Annotated in this window: 18 protein-coding genes; 11 read left to right on the top strand and 7 right to left on the bottom strand. The window is 68.4% G+C overall.

Annotated features, from left to right (window positions below; translation table 11 throughout):
* From E5S69_RS16350 to E5S69_RS16335, 4 genes are all read right to left on the bottom strand, one after another.
* Complete coding sequence (locus tag E5S69_RS16350) at positions 1 to 600, bottom strand: TRAP transporter small permease subunit (RefSeq protein ID WP_171515710.1); 600 nt, start codon at positions 598 to 600, stop codon at positions 1 to 3.
* A gap of 293 nt (positions 601 to 893) precedes the next feature.
* Positions 894 to 2,312: an argininosuccinate lyase gene (gene argH, locus E5S69_RS16345; RefSeq protein ID WP_171515709.1), complete on the bottom strand. Its 1,419-nt coding sequence runs from the start codon at positions 2,310 to 2,312 to the stop codon at positions 894 to 896.
* Between the two features lie 129 nt (positions 2,313 to 2,441).
* Positions 2,442 to 3,197, bottom strand: a complete 756-nt coding sequence (locus E5S69_RS16340; protein WP_171515708.1) for an anti-sigma factor — start codon at positions 3,195 to 3,197, stop codon at positions 2,442 to 2,444.
* The gene (locus tag E5S69_RS16335; protein ID WP_171515707.1) at positions 3,194 to 3,793 is read right to left on the bottom strand and encodes a sigma-70 family RNA polymerase sigma factor; all 600 of its coding nucleotides are present in this window, start codon (positions 3,791 to 3,793) and stop codon (positions 3,194 to 3,196) included. Before E5S69_RS16335 ends, E5S69_RS16340 begins: the two co-directional genes overlap by 4 nt.
* 145 nt (positions 3,794 to 3,938) lie before the next feature.
* Between E5S69_RS16335 and E5S69_RS16330 the strand changes: the two genes are divergently transcribed.
* Entirely contained in the window at positions 3,939 to 4,550 is a 612-nt protein-coding gene (locus E5S69_RS16330; protein ID WP_171515706.1) for a ferritin-like domain-containing protein, read from the top strand.
* 224 nt (positions 4,551 to 4,774) lie between these two features.
* On the opposite strand, the gene ppc is transcribed toward E5S69_RS16330, so the two are convergent.
* Entirely contained in the window at positions 4,775 to 7,810 is a 3,036-nt protein-coding gene (gene ppc, locus E5S69_RS16325) for a phosphoenolpyruvate carboxylase (protein WP_171515705.1), read from the bottom strand.
* 75 nt (positions 7,811 to 7,885) lie between these two features.
* Between ppc and hemC the strand changes: the two genes are divergently transcribed.
* The 3 genes from hemC to E5S69_RS16310 are packed head-to-tail and all read left to right on the top strand — an operon-like array spanning position 7,886 to position 12,239.
* Positions 7,886 to 8,899 (top strand): hydroxymethylbilane synthase, encoded by a 1,014-nt coding sequence (gene hemC, locus E5S69_RS16320; RefSeq protein WP_171515704.1) that lies wholly within the window; start codon positions 7,886 to 7,888, stop codon positions 8,897 to 8,899.
* A 9-nt stretch (positions 8,900 to 8,908) separates the two neighbouring features.
* Entirely contained in the window at positions 8,909 to 11,044 is a 2,136-nt protein-coding gene (gene hemDX, locus E5S69_RS16315; protein WP_171515703.1) for a fused uroporphyrinogen-III synthase HemD/membrane protein HemX, read from the top strand.
* A gap of 4 nt (positions 11,045 to 11,048) precedes the next feature.
* A complete protein-coding gene (locus E5S69_RS16310) occupies positions 11,049 to 12,239 on the top strand; it encodes a heme biosynthesis protein HemY (RefSeq protein WP_171515702.1) in 1,191 nt (396 codons plus the stop codon).
* Positions 12,240 to 12,248: 9 nt separating this feature from the next.
* On the opposite strand, the gene E5S69_RS16305 is transcribed toward E5S69_RS16310, so the two are convergent.
* A complete protein-coding gene (locus tag E5S69_RS16305) occupies positions 12,249 to 13,811 on the bottom strand; it encodes a cryptochrome/photolyase family protein (RefSeq protein ID WP_171515701.1) in 1,563 nt (520 codons plus the stop codon).
* 139 nt (positions 13,812 to 13,950) lie between these two features.
* Between E5S69_RS16305 and E5S69_RS16300 the strand changes: the two genes are divergently transcribed.
* The 7 genes from E5S69_RS16300 to E5S69_RS16270 all read left to right on the top strand — a co-directional run bounded on the left by E5S69_RS16300 (position 13,951) and on the right by E5S69_RS16270 (position 19,529).
* Positions 13,951 to 14,658: a pseudouridine synthase gene (locus E5S69_RS16300; protein WP_171515700.1), complete on the top strand. Its 708-nt coding sequence runs from the start codon at positions 13,951 to 13,953 to the stop codon at positions 14,656 to 14,658.
* Between the two features lie 102 nt (positions 14,659 to 14,760).
* A complete protein-coding gene (locus E5S69_RS16295) occupies positions 14,761 to 15,333 on the top strand; it encodes a YqgE/AlgH family protein (protein ID WP_171515699.1) in 573 nt (190 codons plus the stop codon).
* Positions 15,326 to 15,751: a Holliday junction resolvase RuvX gene (gene ruvX / locus E5S69_RS16290; protein WP_012353630.1), complete on the top strand. Its 426-nt coding sequence runs from the start codon at positions 15,326 to 15,328 to the stop codon at positions 15,749 to 15,751. Before E5S69_RS16295 ends, ruvX begins: the two co-directional genes overlap by 8 nt.
* Positions 15,748 to 16,284 (top strand): bifunctional pyr operon transcriptional regulator/uracil phosphoribosyltransferase PyrR, encoded by a 537-nt coding sequence (pyrR, locus tag E5S69_RS16285; RefSeq protein ID WP_171515698.1) that lies wholly within the window; start codon positions 15,748 to 15,750, stop codon positions 16,282 to 16,284. Before ruvX ends, pyrR begins: the two co-directional genes overlap by 4 nt.
* A gap of 89 nt (positions 16,285 to 16,373) precedes the next feature.
* Entirely contained in the window at positions 16,374 to 17,348 is a 975-nt protein-coding gene (locus E5S69_RS16280; RefSeq protein ID WP_171515697.1) for an aspartate carbamoyltransferase catalytic subunit, read from the top strand.
* A 67-nt stretch (positions 17,349 to 17,415) separates the two neighbouring features.
* Complete coding sequence (locus E5S69_RS16275; protein WP_171515696.1) at positions 17,416 to 18,699, top strand: dihydroorotase; 1,284 nt, start codon at positions 17,416 to 17,418, stop codon at positions 18,697 to 18,699.
* On the top strand, positions 18,696 to 19,529 hold the full coding sequence (locus E5S69_RS16270) for a lysophospholipid acyltransferase family protein (RefSeq protein ID WP_171515695.1): 834 nt from the start codon (positions 18,696 to 18,698) through the stop codon (positions 19,527 to 19,529). The genes E5S69_RS16275 and E5S69_RS16270 overlap by 4 nt, the downstream gene beginning before the upstream one ends.
* A gap of 35 nt (positions 19,530 to 19,564) precedes the next feature.
* Here E5S69_RS16270 and E5S69_RS16265 read toward each other — a convergent pair whose 3' ends face one another.
* Positions 19,565 to 20,413 carry a symmetrical bis(5'-nucleosyl)-tetraphosphatase gene (locus tag E5S69_RS16265; protein WP_171515694.1) on the bottom strand — a complete coding sequence of 283 codons (849 nt, stop codon included), beginning with the start codon at positions 20,411 to 20,413 and terminating at the stop codon, positions 19,565 to 19,567.
* Positions 20,414 to 20,483: the final 70 nt, after the last annotated feature.

The following is a 20,483-nucleotide window of genomic DNA, read 5'->3' as shown; positions in this document are numbered from 1 at the left end:
TTATTGTTTTTCAGACGGGGCCGTCTGGTTGGCCTGCGCGATCGCGGCGATTTCCAGCGCCGGATCGACCGCGTGCTTGCGGAAGGCCGAGAACGGCAGTTCTCCCTTCAGGTAGGCGAAGCGCTTGATCAGTTCGGACAGGCCCTGCAGGATCATCAGGAAGAACCCGGCCGCGATCAGAAACTTGGCTGGCCAGCGGATCAGGCCACCGGCATTGCCGGACATTTCATGGCCGGCGTACGACAGCCAGAAATAGGGGATCGACAGCCAGAGGATGATTGCGGAAATCGGCAGCAGGAAGAAGATGATGCCGAAGATATCGATCCAGACCTGGGTGCGCTCGGAGAAACGGCCGGCGATGACGTCGATGCGCACATGCTCGTCGCGGCGCAAGGTATACGGCGCGCCCAGCAGGAACACGCCGGCGAACATATACCACTGCAGTTCAAGCCAGGCGTTGGAACTGATGCTGAAGGTGTAGCGAATGATGGCGTTGCCTGCGCAGACCAGCACGGCCAGCAGGACCAGCCATTTCGCCCACTGCCCGATGAAAGCATTCACGGCGTCGATAAGCCGCGAGATCCTCATAAGGGAAGACATGTGATCGTCCTAGGGATTGGGGGATACAGGGGTGGCGCGTTAGTCTACGGCCTCGCACGCCGTGCATCTTTAGGGTGAATCCCCAGTTCGTCACATTCTCCCGCCCATTCGCACCAGTCATGCGCTAATTCCGGGCGGATTTCGGCATGATTCGATATTCCCCGGATCGAATGACGGCACGGTTCGCCCCCATTCGTGCAATTCGCAACAGTCCTCGATGCCGGCGCCCGGACAAGAAAAAACGGGAGCTTGCGCTCCCGTTGCTGGCCTTGAAGGGTGCCGCTGACGCAGGGTCAGCCGTTCAGCGTCTGGCGTGCCGCGGCAATTGCCGCGCGCACCTGGTCCGGCGCGGTGCCGCCGACATGGTTGCGCGCCGCGACCGAGCCTTCCAGCGTCAGCACGGTGTGCACGTCGTCGCCGATCAGCGCAGCCTGGTCGCCGAGGCCCGAAGCGTCGCGCAGTTCGGCCACGCTCAGGTCGGCCAGGTCGCACTGGCGGCTGTCGCAGGCGCGCACGGCATGGGCCACGGCTTCATGGGCGTCGCGGAAGGGCAGGCCCTTCTTGACCAGGTAGTCGGCCAGGTCGGTAGCGGTGGCGTAGCCCTGCAGCGCGGCGGCGCGCATCGCTTCCGGCTTGACGCTGATGCCCGGCACCATGTCGGCGAAGATGCGCAGTGTGTCGACCACGGTATCGACCGTGTCGAACAGCGGCTCCTTGTCTTCCTGGTTGTCCTTGTTGTACGCCAGCGGCTGGCCCTTCATCAGCGTCAGCAGGCCGATCAGGTGGCCGTTGACGCGGCCGGTCTTGCCGCGCGCCAGTTCCGGTACGTCCGGGTTCTTCTTCTGCGGCATGATCGAGCTGCCGGTGCAGAAGCGGTCGGCAATGTCGATAAAGCCCACGCGCGGGCTCATCCACAGCACCAGCTCTTCCGAGAAGCGCGACACATGGGTCATCACCAGCGCGGCGGCGGCGCAGAACTCGATGGCGAAGTCGCGGTCCGACACGGCGTCGAGCGAATTGCGGCAGACGCCGTCAAAGCCCAGTTGCTGCGCGACGAATTCGCGGTCGATCGGATAGCTGGTGCCGGCCAGCGCGGCGGCGCCCAGCGGCAGGCGGTTGACGCGCTTGCGGCAGTCGGCCATGCGCTCGGCGTCGCGCGTGAACATCTCGTTGTACGCCAGCAGGTGGTGGCCGAAGGTGACCGGCTGCGCCACCTGCAGGTGGGTGAAGCCCGGCAGGATGGTGTCGGCGTTCTGCTCGGCCAGGTCCAGCAGCGCGCCGCGCAGCGCGCCCAGCAGCACGATGATGTTGTCGATCTCGCTGCGCAGCCACAGGCGGATGTCGGTGGCAACCTGGTCGTTGCGCGAGCGGCCGGTGTGCAGCCGCTTGCCGGCATCGCCCACCAGCGCCGTCAGGCGCGCCTCGATATTCAAGTGGACGTCTTCCAGGTCCAGCTTCCACTCGAAGTTGCCGGCCTCGATCTCGCTGCGGATCTGCGCCATGCCGCGCTCGATCTCGGCGCGGTCGGCCTCGGCGATGATGCCCTGCTTCGCCAGCATGGCCGCGTGGGCCAGCGAGCCCTGGATGTCGAACAGGGCCAGGCGCTTGTCGAAGAACACCGAGGCGGTGTAGCGCTTCACCAGGTCGGACATCGGTTCGGAGAAGCGGGCGGACCAGGCTTCGCCTTTCTTGGCAAGTTGGGAGGTGGACATGGACGTCGGCTGCAGTGGCTCGCGGCAGGCGGCCGCGTGGGGACGGCGGCGGGCGCGAAAAATTGGGAAACGGCGATTATATCGCCCGGCGGCCCGCCGGCGGTGCCGGCCGCCACGCTGGCGCGGCGCTCAGGGCCGGCTGTGGATCACCGGTCCCTTGAACACCACCGGCCCGCTCGGCCCATCGGCATTGGGCGAACCGCCGGGCGGTTCGATGCTGGCGGCCAGCGTGCGCACTTCCATGGGAGGTTGGGCCAGCGCAATCCGTGCCTGCGGCACACGTCCGATCACGCCGAGCGACCGCGGCTTGCCGCCCTCCGGCAGCGCCCAGAGCTGCAATACCTGGCGCTCGTCCAGCCGCAGGTGATCCAGGCGGCGCACGACAAGGTGGCGTGCCCCCGCGTCCCATGACACCAGCATCGCCGGCTGCGCGTGGCCGTCGTTCAGCACGGCGATGACTTCGGCGGGCGCAGCGTCGCGCTGCCGCGCGAGGTGCATGCCGATGCCGATGGCCAGCACCGCCACCAGCGCCATGGCCGCCGCGGCGCCACGCCAGAACACCGGGGCCGACCACAGGCGCTGCCACCAGCCGCCGGCATCGCGCAGGCCAGGGGCGCTGGCGGCAACGGTAGCACCACGGTCTTCGGCAGCCTTCCAGCCAAGCCGCGCCTCGATCCCGCACCAGACCTTGTCGACCGGCTCGGCGGCGGCCTGCAATTCGGCCACCCCGGCCAGCCGGTCCTGCCAGCGGCGAATCGCCGCGCGCACCGCCGGCTCTTCATGCGCCAGCCGCTCCAGGCGCCGGCGCGCGCCGCCGCGCAGCACGCCCAGCGCGTACTGGGCGGCGATCCGGTCGAGCAGGTCGGGGTGGCTGGCCAGCTTCATGCGGCGCCCTCCATGCAGCTGCGCAGCCGCTCCAGCCCGCGCCGGATCCAGGACTTGATCGTTCCCAGCGGCGCGCGCAGGCGCGCGGCGAGTTCGGCGTGGCTCAGGTCCTGCAGATAGGCCAGCATGATGGCCTGGCGCTGGGGCTGTTCCAGCCGCTGCAGGCAGCGGTTGAGCGCGCGTGCCTGCTGGCTGGCCTCGGCCAGTTCGGCGGGGCCGGCCGCGTCATCGGCCAGCCATTCGCCCAGGCCTTCGTCCAGCTCGACCGTCTGCGGCACGCGCGCCGCAGACGCCCGGCGCAGGCAGTCCAGCGCGCGGTTGCGCACGATGGCGGTCATCCACGTCATCGGCGCGGCCAACTGCGGCCGGTAGTCGCCGGCGTGGTGCCAGATGCTGACAAAGCTTTCCTGCACGACATCCTCCGCCCAATCGCGCCTGCCGGTAATACGCAGCGCAAGGCCAAACAGTTTCGTCGCGGTGAGATCGTAGAGGCCGCGCAGTGCCTGGCGGTCGCCCACGGCCACGGCCTGCAACAGTTCCTCCAGCCGATCGGGGCTGGAGGGCGCGGCATAGGACGGCTGCGAGGAGGGCGGCACGGGGGGCGGGTCCTTGCAAAGGAGCTTTGCCGGATTATAGGTAGCGCCGCATCCAAACGCGCGGCGCGTGCGTAGATGTTGGCAGGCGCAAGCCAGGCACCCCGTCACAGGGGCGCCACGTTGTCATCCCTCACAGGAGAACACCATGGACCGCATGTCACAGAGGACCGCGCGCGAGCCCGGAACCATCGTCACGCTGCCGGACGCACGCCGGCGCGGGTTGCTCAAGGCGCCCGGCCTGTTCGCGCTGGGCTCGCTGGCCGTCGTCACGCTCGGCGAGTCGATGCCGGCGTGGGCGCAGGCGCAGTCGGGCAGCACCAAGGACGACATCAATATCCTCAACACCGCGCTCGGCCTCGAATACCAGGCGATCGCCGCGTACCAGGTCGGCGCCGAAAGCGGGCTGCTGCAAAAGCCGGTGCTGGCCACCGCGGTCAAGTTCCAGGACCACCACAAGGCGCATGCGCAGGTGCTGGCCGGGACGGTGTCGAAGCTCGGCGGAACGCCGGTGGTGGCGAAGAAGGCGTCCGCCTATGAGTTCCCGACCGACAAGCTGAAGACGCAGGCCGATGTGCTGCGCTTTGCCGCCGGGCTGGAGAAGGGCGCCACCGCGGCTTACCTGGGCGTGCTGCCGAATTTCCACAACCGCGAACTGACGCGCGCCGCCGGCAGCATCCTCGGGGACGAGGCGATGCACTGGGCGGTGCTGCTGCATGCGTTAGGGGAGGATCCGGTGCCGGGGGCGTTTGTTGGGTGAAGCGAAAGCTTGCCGAGTGGTTGCTCCCCTCTCCCGCTTGCGGGAGATGGGCGGGGGAGAGGGCAGGCGGTGGCAGGACTGCGGCGATCCAAATCTCCGCAGTGCGCTGGTAGTGGCGATCCGGGCGGCGTCATGCTGGCAAGCGCCTGCCCTCTCCCCCGACCCCTCTCCCATTAATGGGAGAGGGGAGCCAACCGGCAGCCCTCTCAAGCGCAGAAGCGCGCTCAACCCGTATTGCGCAACCCCGCCGCCACCCCATTGATGGTCAGGTGGATCCCGCGCCGTACGCGGATGTCATCGCCATCCTTGCCCGAGCGGAAGCGCTTGAGCAACTCGACCTGCAAGTGGTTCAGCGGATCGAGATACGCAAAGCGGTTCTTGATCGAACGTGCCAGCAGCGGGTTGTCGGCCAGCCGTTCCTGGTGACCGGTGATCAGCGCCAGCATGTCGCAGGTCAGGTGCCATTCCTTGCTGATGCGGTTGAACACGTTGCGGCGCAGCGTGGCGTCGTCGCACAGCTGGGCGTAGCGCGAGGCCACGGCCAGGTCGGTCTTGGCCAGCACCATGTCCATGTTGGACAGCAGCGTCGAGAAGAACGGCCAGGTCTTGACCATGCGGCGCAGCGTGGACACGGCCTGCTTGCGGGCCTTGTCGTCCGGTGCGCTGTCCAGCAGCGAGCGCACCGCGCTGCCGAAGCCGTACCAGCCCGGCAGCAGCAGCCGGCACTGGCCCCACGAGAAACCCCACGGGATTGCGCGCAGGTCTTCGATGCGGCGGTTCTTCTTGTCCATCAGCTTGCGCGAGGCCGGGCGCGAACCGAGGTTCAGGTCGGCAATCTCGGTGATCGGGGTGGTGGCGAAGAAGTAGTCCTTGAAGCCCGGGGTCTCGTAGACCAGGTCGCGGTAGGCCGTGAAGGCGCGGTCCGACAGCTGCTGCATCACGGCCTCGAAGGTATCCAGGTCCTTCGGCGCGTTCTGCTGCGGCAGCAGCGAGGCCTCAAGCGTGGCCGCGACCACCGTTTCCAGGTTGCGTCGGCCGATCTCGGCATTGGCGAACTTGCTGTTGATGATCTCGCCCTGCTCGGTCAGCCGGATCTGGCCGTTCACGGTGCCCGGCGGCTGCGAGAGGATGGCCTGGTAAGTCGGGCCGCCGCCGCGGCCGACGGTGCCGCCGCGGCCATGGAACAGGCGCAGCTTGATCTTGCGCTGCTCGAACAGCTGCACCAGCTCCAGCTCGGTCTTGTACAGCTCCCAGGTCGAGGTCAGGAAGCCGCCGTCCTTGTTCGAGTCCGAGTAGCCGAGCATCACTTCCTGCTCGACGCCATGGTGGGCGATCACCGAATCGAAGCCGGGCAGGTCCAGGAGGGACTGCATGATGCCGGCGGCATTGCGCAAGTCTTCGATGGTCTCGAACAGCGGGATCACCATCAGTTCCATGCGCGCCGGGTCGGTCTTGCTGCCCAGCGTGCCCTGCAGCATGCCCGATTCCTTCTGCAGCAGCATCACCTCGACCAGGTCTGACAGCGTCTCGGTGTGCGAGATGATGTAGTTGCGCGCGACGCGCTTGCCGTAACGCGCCCGCAGCTCGCGCGCGGCGGCGAAGATCGCCAGTTCCTTGCGGGTCTGCTCCGAATACTCATGCCACGGCAGCGTCAGCAGCCGCGGCTGGCGCAGTTCGGCCAGCAGCAGTTCCAGCTTGCGCGCCTCCGGCAGCGCGGCGTAGTCGGGGGCGATGCCGGCGGCGGCGAACAGTTCGGCGATCACCGCCTCGTGCACGTCGGAGACCTGGCGCATGTCGACCGAGGCCAGGTGGAAGCCGAACACGGCGATGGCGCGCGCCAGCGCGTCGATGCGGTGGCTGGCCAGCGCCTGGCCATGATGGGCGCGTAGCGAGTCGATCACGATCTGCACGTCGGCGCCGAAGGCCTCGGCGCTGTCGTAGGGCTCGGCCGGCGCCACTGGGCGGCGGGTCGCGGCATGGCCGCTCAGCGTCTTGCAGGTGGCGGCCAGGCGGGCGTAGATGCCGATCAGCGCGCGCCGGTAGGGCTCATCCGCGCGGTGCTCGGAATGGTCGGGCGAGCGCTCGGCCAGCGCCAGCAGTTCCGGGCTGGCATCGACCATCAGCATCGACATCGACAGCTCGGCGCCCAGCGCGTGAACTTCGTCCAGGTACCAGTCGAGGATCAGCTGTGCCTGCTGGCCGGCGGCGTGCTCGAGCGTCTCGGCGGTGACGTTGGGATTGCCGTCGCGGTCGCCGCCGATCCACGAGCCCATCTGCAGGAACGGCGACAGCGGCGCCGCCTTCGTGCCCGGGGCGCCCGGGGTGCCCTTGCGCTTGCGCGTGGCGGGGAACACCGCGGCGATGTCTTCTTCCAATTCGCTCATCAGCTGCGGGATGCCGCGCAGGAAGGTGGTGCGGTAGTACGACAGCGCGTTCTCGATCTCGTCGGCCACGGTCAGGCGCGCGTCGCGCAGCATGCGGGTCTGCCACAGCGTGGTGACCTTGGCGCGCAGCTGCGCGGTGTTGTGCTCGCGTTCGCGCGCGGTCATCGGCAGGTCGCGCTCGGCCAGCAGGCGGGCGATCTCTCGTTCGGCGTCGAGGATGCTCTTGCGCTGGACTTCGGTCGGGTGCGCCGTCAGCACCGGCACGATCAGCGCCTCGTCCAGGAACTTGCGCAGCTGCTTGCCGGTGACGCCTGCCGCGTCGATCTTTTCCAGCGCATGCTGCAGGCTGCCGTCCTGCGGCGGCGAGCCGGCCAGCGCATGCACGCGGCGGCGGCGGTTGTGGTGCTGGTCCTCGGCGATATTGGCCAGGTGCGAGAAATAGCTGAACGCGCGCACCACCTGGTTGGTCTGGTCGCGCGACAGGCGCTTGAGCAGGCGGTCCAGCTCCGCGCCGGCGGCACGGTCGTTCTCGCGGCGGAAGCGCACCGCGGTCTGGCGGATGGTCTCGACCACCTCGAAGGCGGCGTCGCCTTCCTGCTCGCGCAGGCAGTCGCCCAGCAGGCGGCCCAGGAAGCGGATGTCCTCGCGCAGCGGCACGTCCTTGTCGGCAGTGCGGCGGGCAGGGGCGGCGGCGATGGTGGTTCCGTTGCTCGACACGATCGAAAGTATGGGCTTGGGCGAGCGCTTGGCTGCGCGGGGGGCGGAGCGGGGCGCCTTGGTGCTGGTTGCGCCGCCTACGTCACCTTTTGCGGCGGAAGAATCCTTGGCGGCCGCAGCGGTCTTCCGACCATTGGGGCGCGCAGCATGCTGCGTCATGCAATCTCCTCTTGCTTCTCTAAGCTTATCTAATGGTGCGGGAGGGGCCCTTGGGGCGCGTGCTACCATTGGCGCATGTCGTCCGCCACCCCGTCTTCCTCTACCGCTGTCGTGTCTCGCAACCTTCCGCAAAAGCTCGTCATTGCCTCCCGGGAAAGCCGTCTGGCCCTGTGGCAGGCAGAACATGTGCGTGCTGCATTGCAACAATACTATCCCGCGTGCGACGTGTCCATTCTTGGCATGACCACGCGCGGAGACCAGATTCTAGACCGTACGCTGTCCAAAGTCGGCGGCAAGGGTCTGTTTGTCAAAGAACTGGAGTTCGCGATGGACGAAGGCCGGGCCGACCTCGCGGTGCATTCGCTCAAGGATGTGCCGATGGAGCTGCCCCCGGGCTTCGCGCTCGCCGCGGTGATGGAACGCGAGGATCCGCGCGACGCGCTGGTGTCTTCCACTTATGCATCGCTGGACGAGATGCCGCCTGGCACTGTGGTCGGCACTTCCAGCCTGCGCCGCGAAGCAGCGTTGCGCAGCCGCTACCCGCATTTGGTGATCAAGCCGCTGCGCGGCAACCTCGACACCCGGCTGGGCAAGCTCGATCGCGGCGAATATGGCGCCATCATCCTGGCTGCCGCGGGCCTCAAGCGGCTTGGCCTGGCTGACCGCATCCGCGCGTTGATCCCGGTCGAGGTATCGCTGCCGGCCGCGGGGCAGGGCGCGCTGGGCATCGAAACCCTGGCCGGCCGCCCGGAACTGGCGGAATGGCTGGCGCCGCTGAACCACCAGCCGACCGCGCTGGCCGTCACCGCCGAGCGCGCCGTGTCGCGCCGGCTGGGCGGCTCGTGCCAGGTCCCGCTGGCGGCCCATGCGCGCTGGGACGGCGACCAGTTGAAGCTGGAGGCCTTTGTCGCACTGCCCGACGGCACCCGTGCCATCCGCGCCGCTGCAGCCGGGCCGGCGGCCGACCTGGCCGCCGCGGAAGCGCTGGGCCAGGCCTGCGCGCGCGATCTTCTGGCCCAGGGGGCCGAGTCGATCCTGGCCGCGCTGGCCGATCCCGGCGATCCCGCCGCTTCCCAAGCTCCCGCCTGAGGCTGCCCGATGCCCCGCCCGACCGTCGTTGTGACACGACCCGCCGGGCAGTCCCGGCAACTGACCGAGGCCCTGCAGGGCGCCGGTCTGGATGTACTCAGCTTCCCGCTGCTGGCGATCGGCCCGGCCGCTGACGACGCGCCGCTGCGCGCGGCGCTGGCGCGGCTGGAGACATTTGCGCTGGTGGTCTTTGTCAGTCCCAATGCGATTGCCTTTGCCCTGGAGGCGCTGGCCAGCGTGCAAGGCATGGCCGTGGCCCGCTGGCCAGCGCCGGTCGCGGTGGCGGTGGTCGGGCCGGCCAGCGTTGCTGCGCTGGCCGAGCGTGGCATCGCCGCACCGGCGTATCGCGTGATCGCGCCCGCGGGCGCCAACGCCAACGGGCCAGGCCATGACGAGCCGGGCCCGGATGCCGAGGCGCTGCGCTTCGACTCCGAAGCCCTGTGGGCGCAGCTCGATCCCGCCGCGCTGGCCGGCAAGCCGGTGCTGATCATCCGCGGCAACGGCGGCCGCGACTGGCTGGGCGACCGCCTGCGCGAGGCCGGCGCCCGCGTCGAAGCGGTCGAGGCTTACCAGCGCACGCTGCCCGAACCCACCGCCATGCAATGGCAGGCGGTGCGCGACAACCTGCGTCCCGGCGCCGCGCCGCACGCCTGGCTGCTAACCAGTTCCGAGGCGGTGCGCAACCTCGACGTGCTCGCGCGCCAGCATCTGTCGCCCCAGGAAGACGCTTCGCTGCGGCAGGTGCAGTGCATCGCACCGCATGCGAGAATCGCCGAACAGGCGCTGGCGCTGGGCTTTGCCCATATCCAGCGCGCCGCGCCCGGCGATGCCGGCCTGCTGGCAGCCTGCCTGCAGTGGGCCGACGGGCATGCCGGCCCCGCGCCATCGAGCACGCCGGCGCCGTCCGGCCTGGCGCCCGCCGCGCCGCCCCAGGCCACGGTGCCGCCGGCCGTCAGCCCGCCTGCCGCAGTTCCTGCAACGTCAACGAAGGTCGAACGCGTGACGCAAGAAACCACGTCCTCCCCCGCCATGCCGCCTGGCGCGGCCTCTGCCCACCCGGCGCACTCGGCGCAGTCCGCGCCGCCTCATGGCGCCGGCAATGCCGGTGCCGGCCGTCCGGCCGCACGCCGCTCCGCGGCGCTATGGGCGCTGGTTGCCGTGCTGGTGGTGGCGACCGCCGGCGGCTTCTGGTGGCTGCAGCAGCGCGTCGACCACCTCACCGGCGAGCTGGCGCGCCGCCAGCAAAGCAACGACGCGCTGGTGCAGGAATCGCGCGTGCTGACGCGCAACGCGCAGGACACCGTCAAGGAACTGCAAGCCAAGGTCGGGGCCCTGGAGAACCAGGTCGGCGAGACCCGCGACAAGCAGGTGGCGCTGGAACAGGTCTACCAGGACCTGATGCGCAACCGCGACGACTGGGAAATCGCCGAGATCCAGCAGTTGCTGACCAGCGCCGGCCAGCAGCTGCAGCTGACTGGCAACGTGCAGGTCGCGCTGGCCGCGCTGCAAAGCGCCGACGCGCGCCTGGCGCGCGCCGACAAGCCGCAATACAACCTGCTGCGCCGCGCCATCGCCCGCGATGTGGCGCGCATGAAGGCCGTGCCCGACACCGACCTGACCGGCGCCGCGATCAAGCTGGACGAAGCCATCAACCAGGTCGACGCGCTGCCGCTGCTGTCCAGCGAACGCATGCTGGAGCGCAGCGAGGCCGATGCGCGCAAGGGTGCCGCCGCAAATGGTGTCAATGGCGCCAGCGCGCCGGCCGCCGCCAATGGCACCGGTCCGGGCTGGTTTACCCGCTTCTGGGACTACCTGCGCGAAGAACTGGCGCAGGTGATCCGCATCCGCAAGGTTGACGATGCCGAGGCACTGCTGCTGTCGGGCGACCAGGGCTGGTTCCTGCGCGAGAACGTCAAGCTGCGCCTGCTCAATGCGCGCCTGGCGCTGCTGTCGCGCAACGAGCCCGTGTTCCGCAACGACCTGGCCGCCGCGCAGGCAATGATCGGCCGCTATTTCGATACCAAGTCGCGCCGCGTGCAGGGCGTGCTGACGCTGCTGCGGCAGGCGCAGGCCGGCGCGGTCACGGTGCAGCTGCCGACCATGTCCGAAAGCCTGGGCGCGCTGCAAGCCCTGAAGAAGGAGTAAGCCCATGCGCCTTCTGTTCTGGGTTGCGGTCCTGTTTGGCGGCGCCGTCGGGCTGGCCCTGTTCACGCAGTTCAACCACAGCAATGTGGTGCTGTTCTATCCGCCGTACCGCGTCGAGCTGTCGCTGAACCTCGCGCTGGCCTTGCTGCTGCTGATCTTCTTCGTGGTGTGGACGGTGATGTCCACCATCCGCCATCTGGCCGAGATGCCGCGCCGCGCCGCCGCCTACCGCGAGCGCAGCCGCATGAGCAAGGCCCAGGCGGCACTGCGCGAGTCGATCGAAAACCTGTTCGCGGGCCGTTTCGCCCGGGCCGAGCGCGCCGCGCGCGAAGCCCAGTCATGGGACGACCAGTCCCAGACCGCCGCGCTGATCGGCGCGCGCGCCGCCCACCGCATGCAGGAAACCGGTCGGCGCGATGCGTGGATGGCGCAGGTGACCGACCCCGAGCGCGAGCAGGCGCGGTTGGTGTCGATGGCCGAACTGCTGGTCGACGCCCGCGACGCCGACGGCGCGCTGGAAACCATCGCGCAGCTGCAGTCGCAGGGCGCGCGCCAGATCCACGTGCAGCGCATCGCGCTGCGCGCGCACCAGCACCTGAAGAACTGGGCCGAAGTGCTGCGCCTGGCGCGCTCGCTGGAGAAGCGCAACGCACTGCATCCGGTGCTCGCGCTGCGGCTCAAGCAGATGGCGGTCGAGGCCATGCTGGAGGAGCGCCGCCACGATGCCGACGCGCTGTCCGAGTTCTGGCGCTCATTGTCCGCCGACGAGCGCCGCGCCACCCGCATCGCCGAACCGGCGGCGCGCTATTTCGCTGCACTCGGCCGGCAGAACGAGGCCCGCCGCATCATCGAAGACGCGCTCAAGGTCAACTGGGACAGCCGGCTGGTGCTGCGCTATGCCGATTGCGCCGTGCCGGGCCACGCCCTGCCGCAAATCCAGCAAGCCGAGAAATGGCTGGCCGCGCATCCCGCCGACGCCGACCTCTACTACACGCTGGGCGTGCTGTGCCTGGGCGAGAAGCTGTGGGGCAAGGCGCAATCCAGCTTCGAGCGCGCGCTGAAATATGCCGATCCCGACCAGCAGCGCCGCCTGCGCGTGCGCACGCACCTGGCGCTGGCGCGGCTGTTCGAGGAAACCGAACGCTTCGAGGACGCGCAGCGGCACTATCGGGAAAGCGCGATGCTGGCCGCCTGAACCCGCGCCTCAGGCGGGTTCAGTATCCGTGCCGGCAACCTGCGCGCTGTCGGCACGCCTCACCACCTCATAGCGCCGCAGCGTTTGCTGGCGCGCAACGTCGTGCTGCACCAGCGGGCGCGGGTAGTTGTCGCCCAGGCGTACGCGCGCATCGGCCAGTACCGACTCGGGCGCGGTCCACGGCGCATGCAGGTACTTGTCCGGCAAGGCCGCCAGTTGCGGCAGGTATTTGCGGATAAAGCGGCCCTGCGGATCAAACTTCTGCGATTGCGTCACCGGATTGAAGATGCGGAACCACGGCTGCGCATCGCAGCCGGTGGATGCGGCCCATTGCCAGCCGCCGTTGTTGGCGGCCAGGTCGAAGTCATTGAGCTGGTCGGCAAAGTACTGCTCGCCGCGGCGCCAGTCGACGCCAAGATCCTTGACCAGGAAGCTCGCGGTGACCATGCGCAGGCGGTTGTGCATATAGCCGCTCTGCCGGATCTGCAGCATCGCCGCGTCGATCAGCGGGTAGCCGGTGGCGGCGTCGCACCAGGCGCGGAAATAGCGCTCGCCAGTGTCGCCATCCTGCCAGCGGATCGCGTCGTAGGCCGGGTGGAACGCCGCGCCCGCCGCCACGCGTGGATGGTGGTGCAGGATCATGAAGTAGAAATCGCGCCAGATCAGCTCCGACAGCCACACCGCGGCGCCGGCGCTGTCGGCGCCGCCGCGCAGCATGGTCTCGTGCGCGGCGCGCGCCAGCGTGCGGATCGAGATGGTGCCGAAGCGCAGGTGCACCGACAGGTAACTGGGGCCGCGCAGGGCAGGGTAGTCGCGGCGGCGGCCGTAGTCACCCATGCGCCCGGTGAACTCGTCGAACAGCGCCTGCGCACCGGAGGCGCCGGCGGGCATCGCAATCTCGGCGAGGTTGCTGGCGCGAAAGCCCAGCTGTTCGAGCGTCGGAACCGGCTGGCTGTACGCCGCGGGTACAGGCGCCAGCGCCGGCAGGTACGGGTCGACAGGATAAGGACGCAGGTCGAACGGCTGTACGGTCCTGAGCCAGGCATTCTTGTACGGGGTGAACACCGCGAATGGCCTGCCCTGGCCGTTCAGGATCTCGTCGCGCTCGAAGACTGCCCGATCCTTGAAGGTAAAGAGCGCGCAGGCCTGCGCCGTCAGCGCCTGGCGCACCGCTTCGTCGCGTGCGTTGGCGGCGGGCTCGTAATCGTGGTTGGCGAAGACCGCCTCGGCTTCCAGTTTGCGTGCCAGCAGCGGGATGGCGGTCTGCGCGCGGTCGTGCAGCACGATCAGGCCGCCGCCGGCCCCGCCCAGCGCCTGCGCCAGCTCCAGCAGCGATTGGCGGATGAACTCGACCCGCCGGTCGGCCTGCAGCCCGCGAACCAGTAGCGGATCGAGGATGTCGCGGTCGAACACGAACACACACGACACCTGTGCGCAGTGCCTGAGGGCATAATGCAGCGCCGCGTGGTCGGTGGCGCGCAGGTCGCGCCGGAACCAGACCAGCCCCCGCGCAAAGGTCTTGCCGATCCGGTACGGTGGCCGGGATGTAGCGGGGTTGCCTGCTGCCTGCATGTTCGCGTGCCTGTCTGACTGGTTTGCCGAAGCCGAAAGTGTGGAAAGCCGGGCCGATCGCGCCGATACCCTAACATAGCGGTACCCGGCCGGCATGCCGCCGGCCGTATGTCCCGACACCACCCACAAAAGAAGCACCATGACTCTCGACCGCATTCTCCAATCCCAGGGCTTTGGCACGCGCCGCTACTGCGGCGACCTGATCGCTGCCGGGCTGGTCGAGGTCAACGGCGAACTGTGTGAAGACCCGCGCGCGCAATTCGACGTGGATGGCCTGCGCCTGACTGTCGACGGCGAGGCATGGCTGGCTTGCACCAAGGCCTACCTGATGCTGAACAAGCCCACCGGCTATGAGTGCTCGCAGCGCCCGCGCCATCACCCCAGCGTCTACAACCTGCTGCCGGTGCCGCTGCGCCAGCGCGAGGTGCAGGCGGTGGGGCGGCTGGACCACGACACCACCGGCCTGCTGCTGCTGACCGACGATGGCCAGTTCATCCATGCCCAGACCTCGCCCAAGCGCAAGGTGCCCAAGGTCTATGAAGTGACCACTGCCGAGCCGGTCACGCCAGAGCAGGCGCAGGCGCTGCGCAGCGGCGTGCAACTGCTGGACGAACCGGCGCCGATCGCGGCGGAAGCCTGCGAGATCACCGGCGAACGCAGCCTGCGGCTAACCCTGGTGCAAGGCAAGTACCACCAGGTCAAGCGCATGGTCGCGGCCGCGGGCAACCACGTCGACGCGCTGCACCGCAGCGCCATCGGCAGCCTGCAGCTCGATCCGGCACTGGCCGAAGGCGAGTGGCGCTGGCTGACGGCGGACGAACTGGCCGCGCTGACTAGCAAGGCCTAAGCCTCGCCGCGGCGGCGGCGGATGGCGGAGCGCCCATTGCTGCACTGGAACGCACGCCAATCTTTTCCGGAAGACCCCCGGCGATTTGATAAAATGCAAGGCATGGCGAAGCCCGAAGCACCCATCAATCTGACCAATCAGTTCCTGATTGCCATGCCCGGCATGGCCGATCCGACCTTTTCGGGTTCCGTCGTCTATCTCTGCGAACACAATGAGCGTGGCGCGCTGGGGCTGGTGATCAACCGGCCCATCGACATCGACATGGCCACGCTGTTCGACAAGATCGACCTCAAGCTCGAGATCCAGCCCGTGGCGCACCAGCCGGTCTATTTCGGCGGCCCGGTGCAGACCGAGCGCGGCTTCGTGCTGCACGACCCGGTGGGTGTCTATGTCTCGTCGCTGGCCGTGCCCGGCGGGCTCGAGATGACCACCTCCAAGGACGTGCTGGAGGCCGTGGCCAACGGCAGCGGGCCGCACCGCTTCCTGCTGACGCTGGGCTATTCCGGCTGGGGCGCCGGCCAGCTGGAGGAAGAACTCAGCCGCAACGGCTGGCTCACCGTCCAGGCCGATCCCGAGATCATCTTCAGCGTCCCGCCCGACGAGCGCTTTGCCGCCGCCATCCGGCTGCTCGGCATCGACTTCACCATGCTGTCCGGCGAGGCCGGGCATGCCTGATGCCGTGGGGCGTGAACTGCCCCGCGACGGCACGGTCCTGGCATTTGACTACGGCGAAAAAAAGATCGGCGTCGCGCTGGGCAACTTCATCACGCGCGAGGCGCGTGCCCTGACCATCCTCCCCAACATCACCGTGGAAGGCCGCTTCGAGGCCGTGGCGGCGCTGATCCAGGCATGGAACCCGGTGCAGCTGATCGTCGGCATGCCGGTCAACCCCGAAGGCGGCGAGCAGCCGTCGATGAAGCTGGCGCGGCGCTTTGGCAACCAGCTCAACGGCCGCTTCGGCCTGCCGGTGGAGTGGGTTGACGAGCGCTATACCTCGCGCGCCGCGTCGATGGCCGGCGCCCGCCGCGGTGAACTGGATGCCGAGGCCGCCCGCATCATCCTGCAACAGTATTTCGACCAATTCCCGCTATGACGCAGATCTCCGTTCCCGACGCCGAGTCGCTGTACCGCAAGCTGCTGGACCAGGCCCAGGCCCTGATCCCCGAGGCCGAGCGCGCGCGCTGGTCGGTGGCCGGCATCCATTCCGGCGGGGCATGGATTGCTGCGCGACTGGCCGCGGACTTGCAGTTGCCCGAGCATGGCGTGATCAACGTGGCCTTCCATCGCGACGACTATGCCAAGAAGGGGTTGCATAGCCAGGCCGAACCGACCACGCTGCCATTTGCCGTCGATGACCGCAACATCCTGCTGATCGACGACGTGCTGGCCACCGGCCGCACCATCCGCGCCGCCGTCAACGAGCTGTTCGACTATGGCCGCCCCGCGCGCGTGGCGCTGGGCGTGCTGGTCGACCGCGGCGGCCGCCAGCTGCCGATCGGCGCCGACCTGTGCGCCGCCGAGATGGCGCTGCCGCCCGGCACGACCCTGGTGCTATCGCGCCAGGGCGAAGGCGCCGCTGCGCGATTCGCCTTCACGACCGAACCTACCGATTCCGCCACTGGCTAAACCGGCACCGATGCCAGGGGCGCCCGCGCGCCCGAGACCCCGCCCCGAGACCAGACCACCTCCCGTTTTTTGCCCGCGCCCGACCAGCCATGACCAAGACGTTCCGCAACCCGCAGCTCACCAAGAACGGCGAACTGAAGCACCTGCTGTCGATCGAGGGGTTGTCGCGTGACATGATCACGCACATCCTCGACACCGCCAGCCAGTTCGTCTCGCTGTCCGACTCCGACCGCGATGTCAAGAAGGTGCCGCTGCTGCGCGGCAAGAGCGTGTTCAACCTGTTCTTCGAGAACTCCACCCGCACCCGCACCACCTTCGAGATCGCCGCCAAGCGGCTGTCGGCGGACGTGCTGAACCTGAACATCAACGCCTCGTCGACCAGCAAGGGCGAGTCGCTGCTGGACACCATCAATAACCTGTCGGCCATGTCCGCCGACATGTTCGTGGTGCGCCATGCCAGTTCGGGCGCACCGTACCTGATCGCCGAGCACGTCGCGCCGCACGTGCACGTGATCAACGCGGGCGACGGCCGCCATGCGCATCCGACGCAGGGCCTGCTGGACATGTACACCATCCGGCATTTCAAGAAGGACTTCACCAACCTGACGGTGGCCATCGTCGGCGACATCCTGCACTCGCGCGTGGCCCGTTCCGACATCCACGCGCTGACCACGCTGGGCGTGCCCGAAGTGCGCGCCATTGGCCCGCGCACGCTGCTGCCGTCCGGGCTGGAGCAGATGGGCGTGCGCGTGTTCCACAACATGGAAGAGGGCCTGAAGGGCGTGGACGTGGTCATCATGCTGCGGCTGCAGAACGAGCGCATGAGCGGCGCGCTGCTGCCCTCCGCGCAGGAATATTTCAAGGCCTATGGCCTCACTCCCGAGCGCCTGGCGCTGGCCAGGCCCGATGCCATCGTGATGCACCCGGGCCCGATGAACCGCGGCGTCGAAATCGACTCCGCCGTGGCCGACGGCCCCCAATCGGTGATCCTGAACCAGGTCACTTTCGGCATCGCCGTGCGCATGGCGGTGATGGGCATCGTGGCGGGCAATAGCGACGAATGAGCGGTTACGAATGACGCAGTCGAGCCACAACACACCGAACCAGCCAAGCGACACGACAAGCCAAGCTATGAAGATTCACATCCAGGGCGGCCGCCTGATCGATCCGGCCAGCAACACCGACGCCGCGCAGGACCTCTTTATTGCCGCCGGCAAGATCGTCGGCGTCGGCAGCGCCCCGGCGGACTTCACCGCCAACAAGACCATCGACGCCCGGGGCCTGATCGTGTGCCCCGGCCTGGTCGACCTGTCCGCGCGCCTGCGCGAGCCCGGCTACGAATACAAGGCCACGCTCGAATCCGAAGTGGCCGCCGCCACCGCCGGCGGCGTGACCAGCCTGGTCTGCCCGCCCGACACCGACCCCGTGCTCGACGAGCCCGGCCTGGTCGAAATGCTGAAGTTCCGCGCCCGCACTCTCAACCAGACCCACGTCTACCCGCTGGGCGCCCTGACGCTGGGCCTGAAGGGCGAAACCCTGACCGAGATGGGCCAGCTGACCGAGGCCGGCTGCGTCGGCTTCAGCCAGGCCGAGGCGCCGGTGCGCAATACCCAGGTGCTGCTGCGCTCGCTGCAATACGCGCAGACCTTCGGCTTCACCGTCTGGCTGCGCCCGGAAGACCCGTTCCTGGGCGGCGGCGTCGCCGCCAGCGGTGCCGTGGCCTCGCGCCTGGGCCTGTCCGGCGTGTCGGTGATCGCCGAGACCGTGCGCCTGCACACCATCTTCGAACTGATGCGCAGCACCGGCGCCCGCGTTCACCTGTGCCGGCTGTCGTCCGCCGCCGGCCTGGAACTGGTGCGCCAGGCCAAGCGCGAAGGCCTGAAAGTGAGCTGCGACGTCAATATCCACCACGTCTCGCTGACCGACATGGATATCGGCTACTTCAACTCGCAAATGCGCTTCTCGCCGCCGCTGCGCAGCCCGCGCGACCGCGACGCCATCGTCGCCGCGCTGGCCGACGGCACCATCGACGCCCTGTGCTCCGACCACACGCCGGTGGACGACGACGAAAAACTGCTGCCCTTCGCCGAAGCCTCGCCCGGCGCAACCGGCCTGGAACTGCTGTTGCCGCTGACCCTGCGCTGGGCCAGCGAGCACAAGGTCCCGCTGGCCCAGGCGCTGGCCCGCATCACCGCCGAACCGGCCCGCGTCATCGGCCTCAAGGCCGGCACCCTCGCCGTCGGCAGCGCCGCAGACGTGTGCGTGTTCGATCCGAAGCAAGTGTGGAAGGTCGAGCGCCGCTCCCTCAAGAGCCAGGGCAAGAACTCGCCGTGGCTCGGCTACGAAATGGAAGGCAAGGTCCGCATGACCCTGGTCGGCGGGCAAGTCGTCTACGGCAACCACGCCCAGGCATGATCTGGCTGCGCAAGACCGCACTGGTCCTGCACCTGCTGCGCGGGTTGCTGACGTGCGCCTTGCTGTTCCCGTGGCTGGGCGTGCGCTCCCGCGAATGGCATATCCGCCGCTGGTCGCGGCGGCTGTTGCGGATCTGCGGGGTGGAAGTCGAGGTGGTCGACGCCACCGGCGCTGCGCACAACGGTGCGGCGCGGCAGGGGGCGATGGTGGTGTCCAACCACATTTCCTGGCTGGATATCTACGTGATCCACAGCTGGCAGCCGGTGCGGTTTGTCGCCAAATCGGAAATCCGCAGCTGGCCGCTGGTTGGGTGGCTGTGCGAGAAGACCGGCACCATCTTCATCGAACGCGGGCGCAAGCGGGATGCGCATCGGGTGCTGCATGACATTACGGATGTGATGTTGCAGGGGGATCTGGTGGGGGTGTTTCCGGAGGGGACGACGACGGATGGGACCAGCGTGCTGCCGTTCCATGCCAACCTGATGCAGGCGCCGATTTCCGGTGGCCTGCCGGTGCAGCCAGTCGGACTGAACTACCTGGACGCGGCCACCGGCGAGCCCACGCTGGCGGCAGCCTACATTGACGACACCACGCTGCTGCAGTCGCTGAACGCCGTCCTTCGCGCTCCGCGCATCAAGGCGCGGGTCGTCATCGGCCCACCGCTGGGGCCGGCATCTTCCGACCGCCGCGAGCTGGCAAGCGCCGCGCGCGAGGTCGTGCAGCATCTCGCACGGGGTGCGGCCGACGAGGCAGCCGCCACGGTCGAGCGGCTGAATCAGCCCGCCAGGCCTAGGGCCGAACCCGTGGCAGCCTCCGCCGCCATCAGTTGACACAATTTTCCTTCCCGCCGATGCGGGACTGCGCCTCAGGCCAACGGATCACAATATTGGGGGCAATCGACCTGGACCACGGTCCGCTCGGCGGGATCCGCCGCCATGCGGGCAGCCGTCAGCTTGCCGCCCCAGACGCAGCCGGTATCCAGCGACATCAGGTCTGGCCGCATCACCAGGCCCAGCGTCGACCAGTGTCCGCACACCACGGTCACATCCCGGGTTCGCCGTCCCGGCACATCGAACCACGGCATAAAGCCGTCGAGCGCCTTGCCCAGGCCTTCCTTGGTCTTGAAATCTATCACGCCGTCGACGGTGCAATAGCGCAGCCGGGTAAGGGCATTGACCACCACGCGATGCCGCTCGATACCGCGCAGGCCGTCGTGCCAGCGGTCGGGGGTGTTGCCGAAGACGTTGGCGAGGAAGTCTTGCCAGTTGCGGCCCTGGAGTTGGGCTTCGACTTCGTGGGCGAGGTCGAGGACCTGGGCGGCAGTCCACTGGGGGAGGACACCGGCGTGGACCAGTAGGAAGTTGTTTTCCAGCAGGGCCAAGGGGCGATGGCGCAGCCAGGTGAGCAAGTCCTCACAATCGGGTGCAGCGAGGATGTCGTCGAGCGTGTCGGATTTTCCTTTCTTGCGGACGCCGGCGGCTACGGCGAGGAGGTGGATGTCGTGGTTGCCGAGAACGGTTTCGGCGCGCACGCCAAGTGCACGGACGGTCCGCAGCGTGCGCACCGCGGCGGGTCCGCGATTGATCAGGTCACCGACGAAGCGCAGCGGTATTTTCGGATCGAGTCGTTCCAGGAGAGCCTTGAGAGAGGGCGCACAGCCCTGGAGGTCGCCAACGGCGCAGGGTGATGCTTGAGATGCATTGCGAATCGTCATTAGGGTAAGCCGCATCGCGTCCGTTGCGGTGCCTGTTGCCTGAGGCTACCCAACGAACTGCGGCGATCGT

This window comes from Cupriavidus necator (assembly GCF_013141915.1).
GTDB lineage: Bacteria > Pseudomonadota > Gammaproteobacteria > Burkholderiales > Burkholderiaceae > Cupriavidus > Cupriavidus necator_B.
The sequence above is the reverse complement of the archived record's forward strand: the minus strand, read 5'-3'. Positions and strand labels throughout refer to the sequence as shown.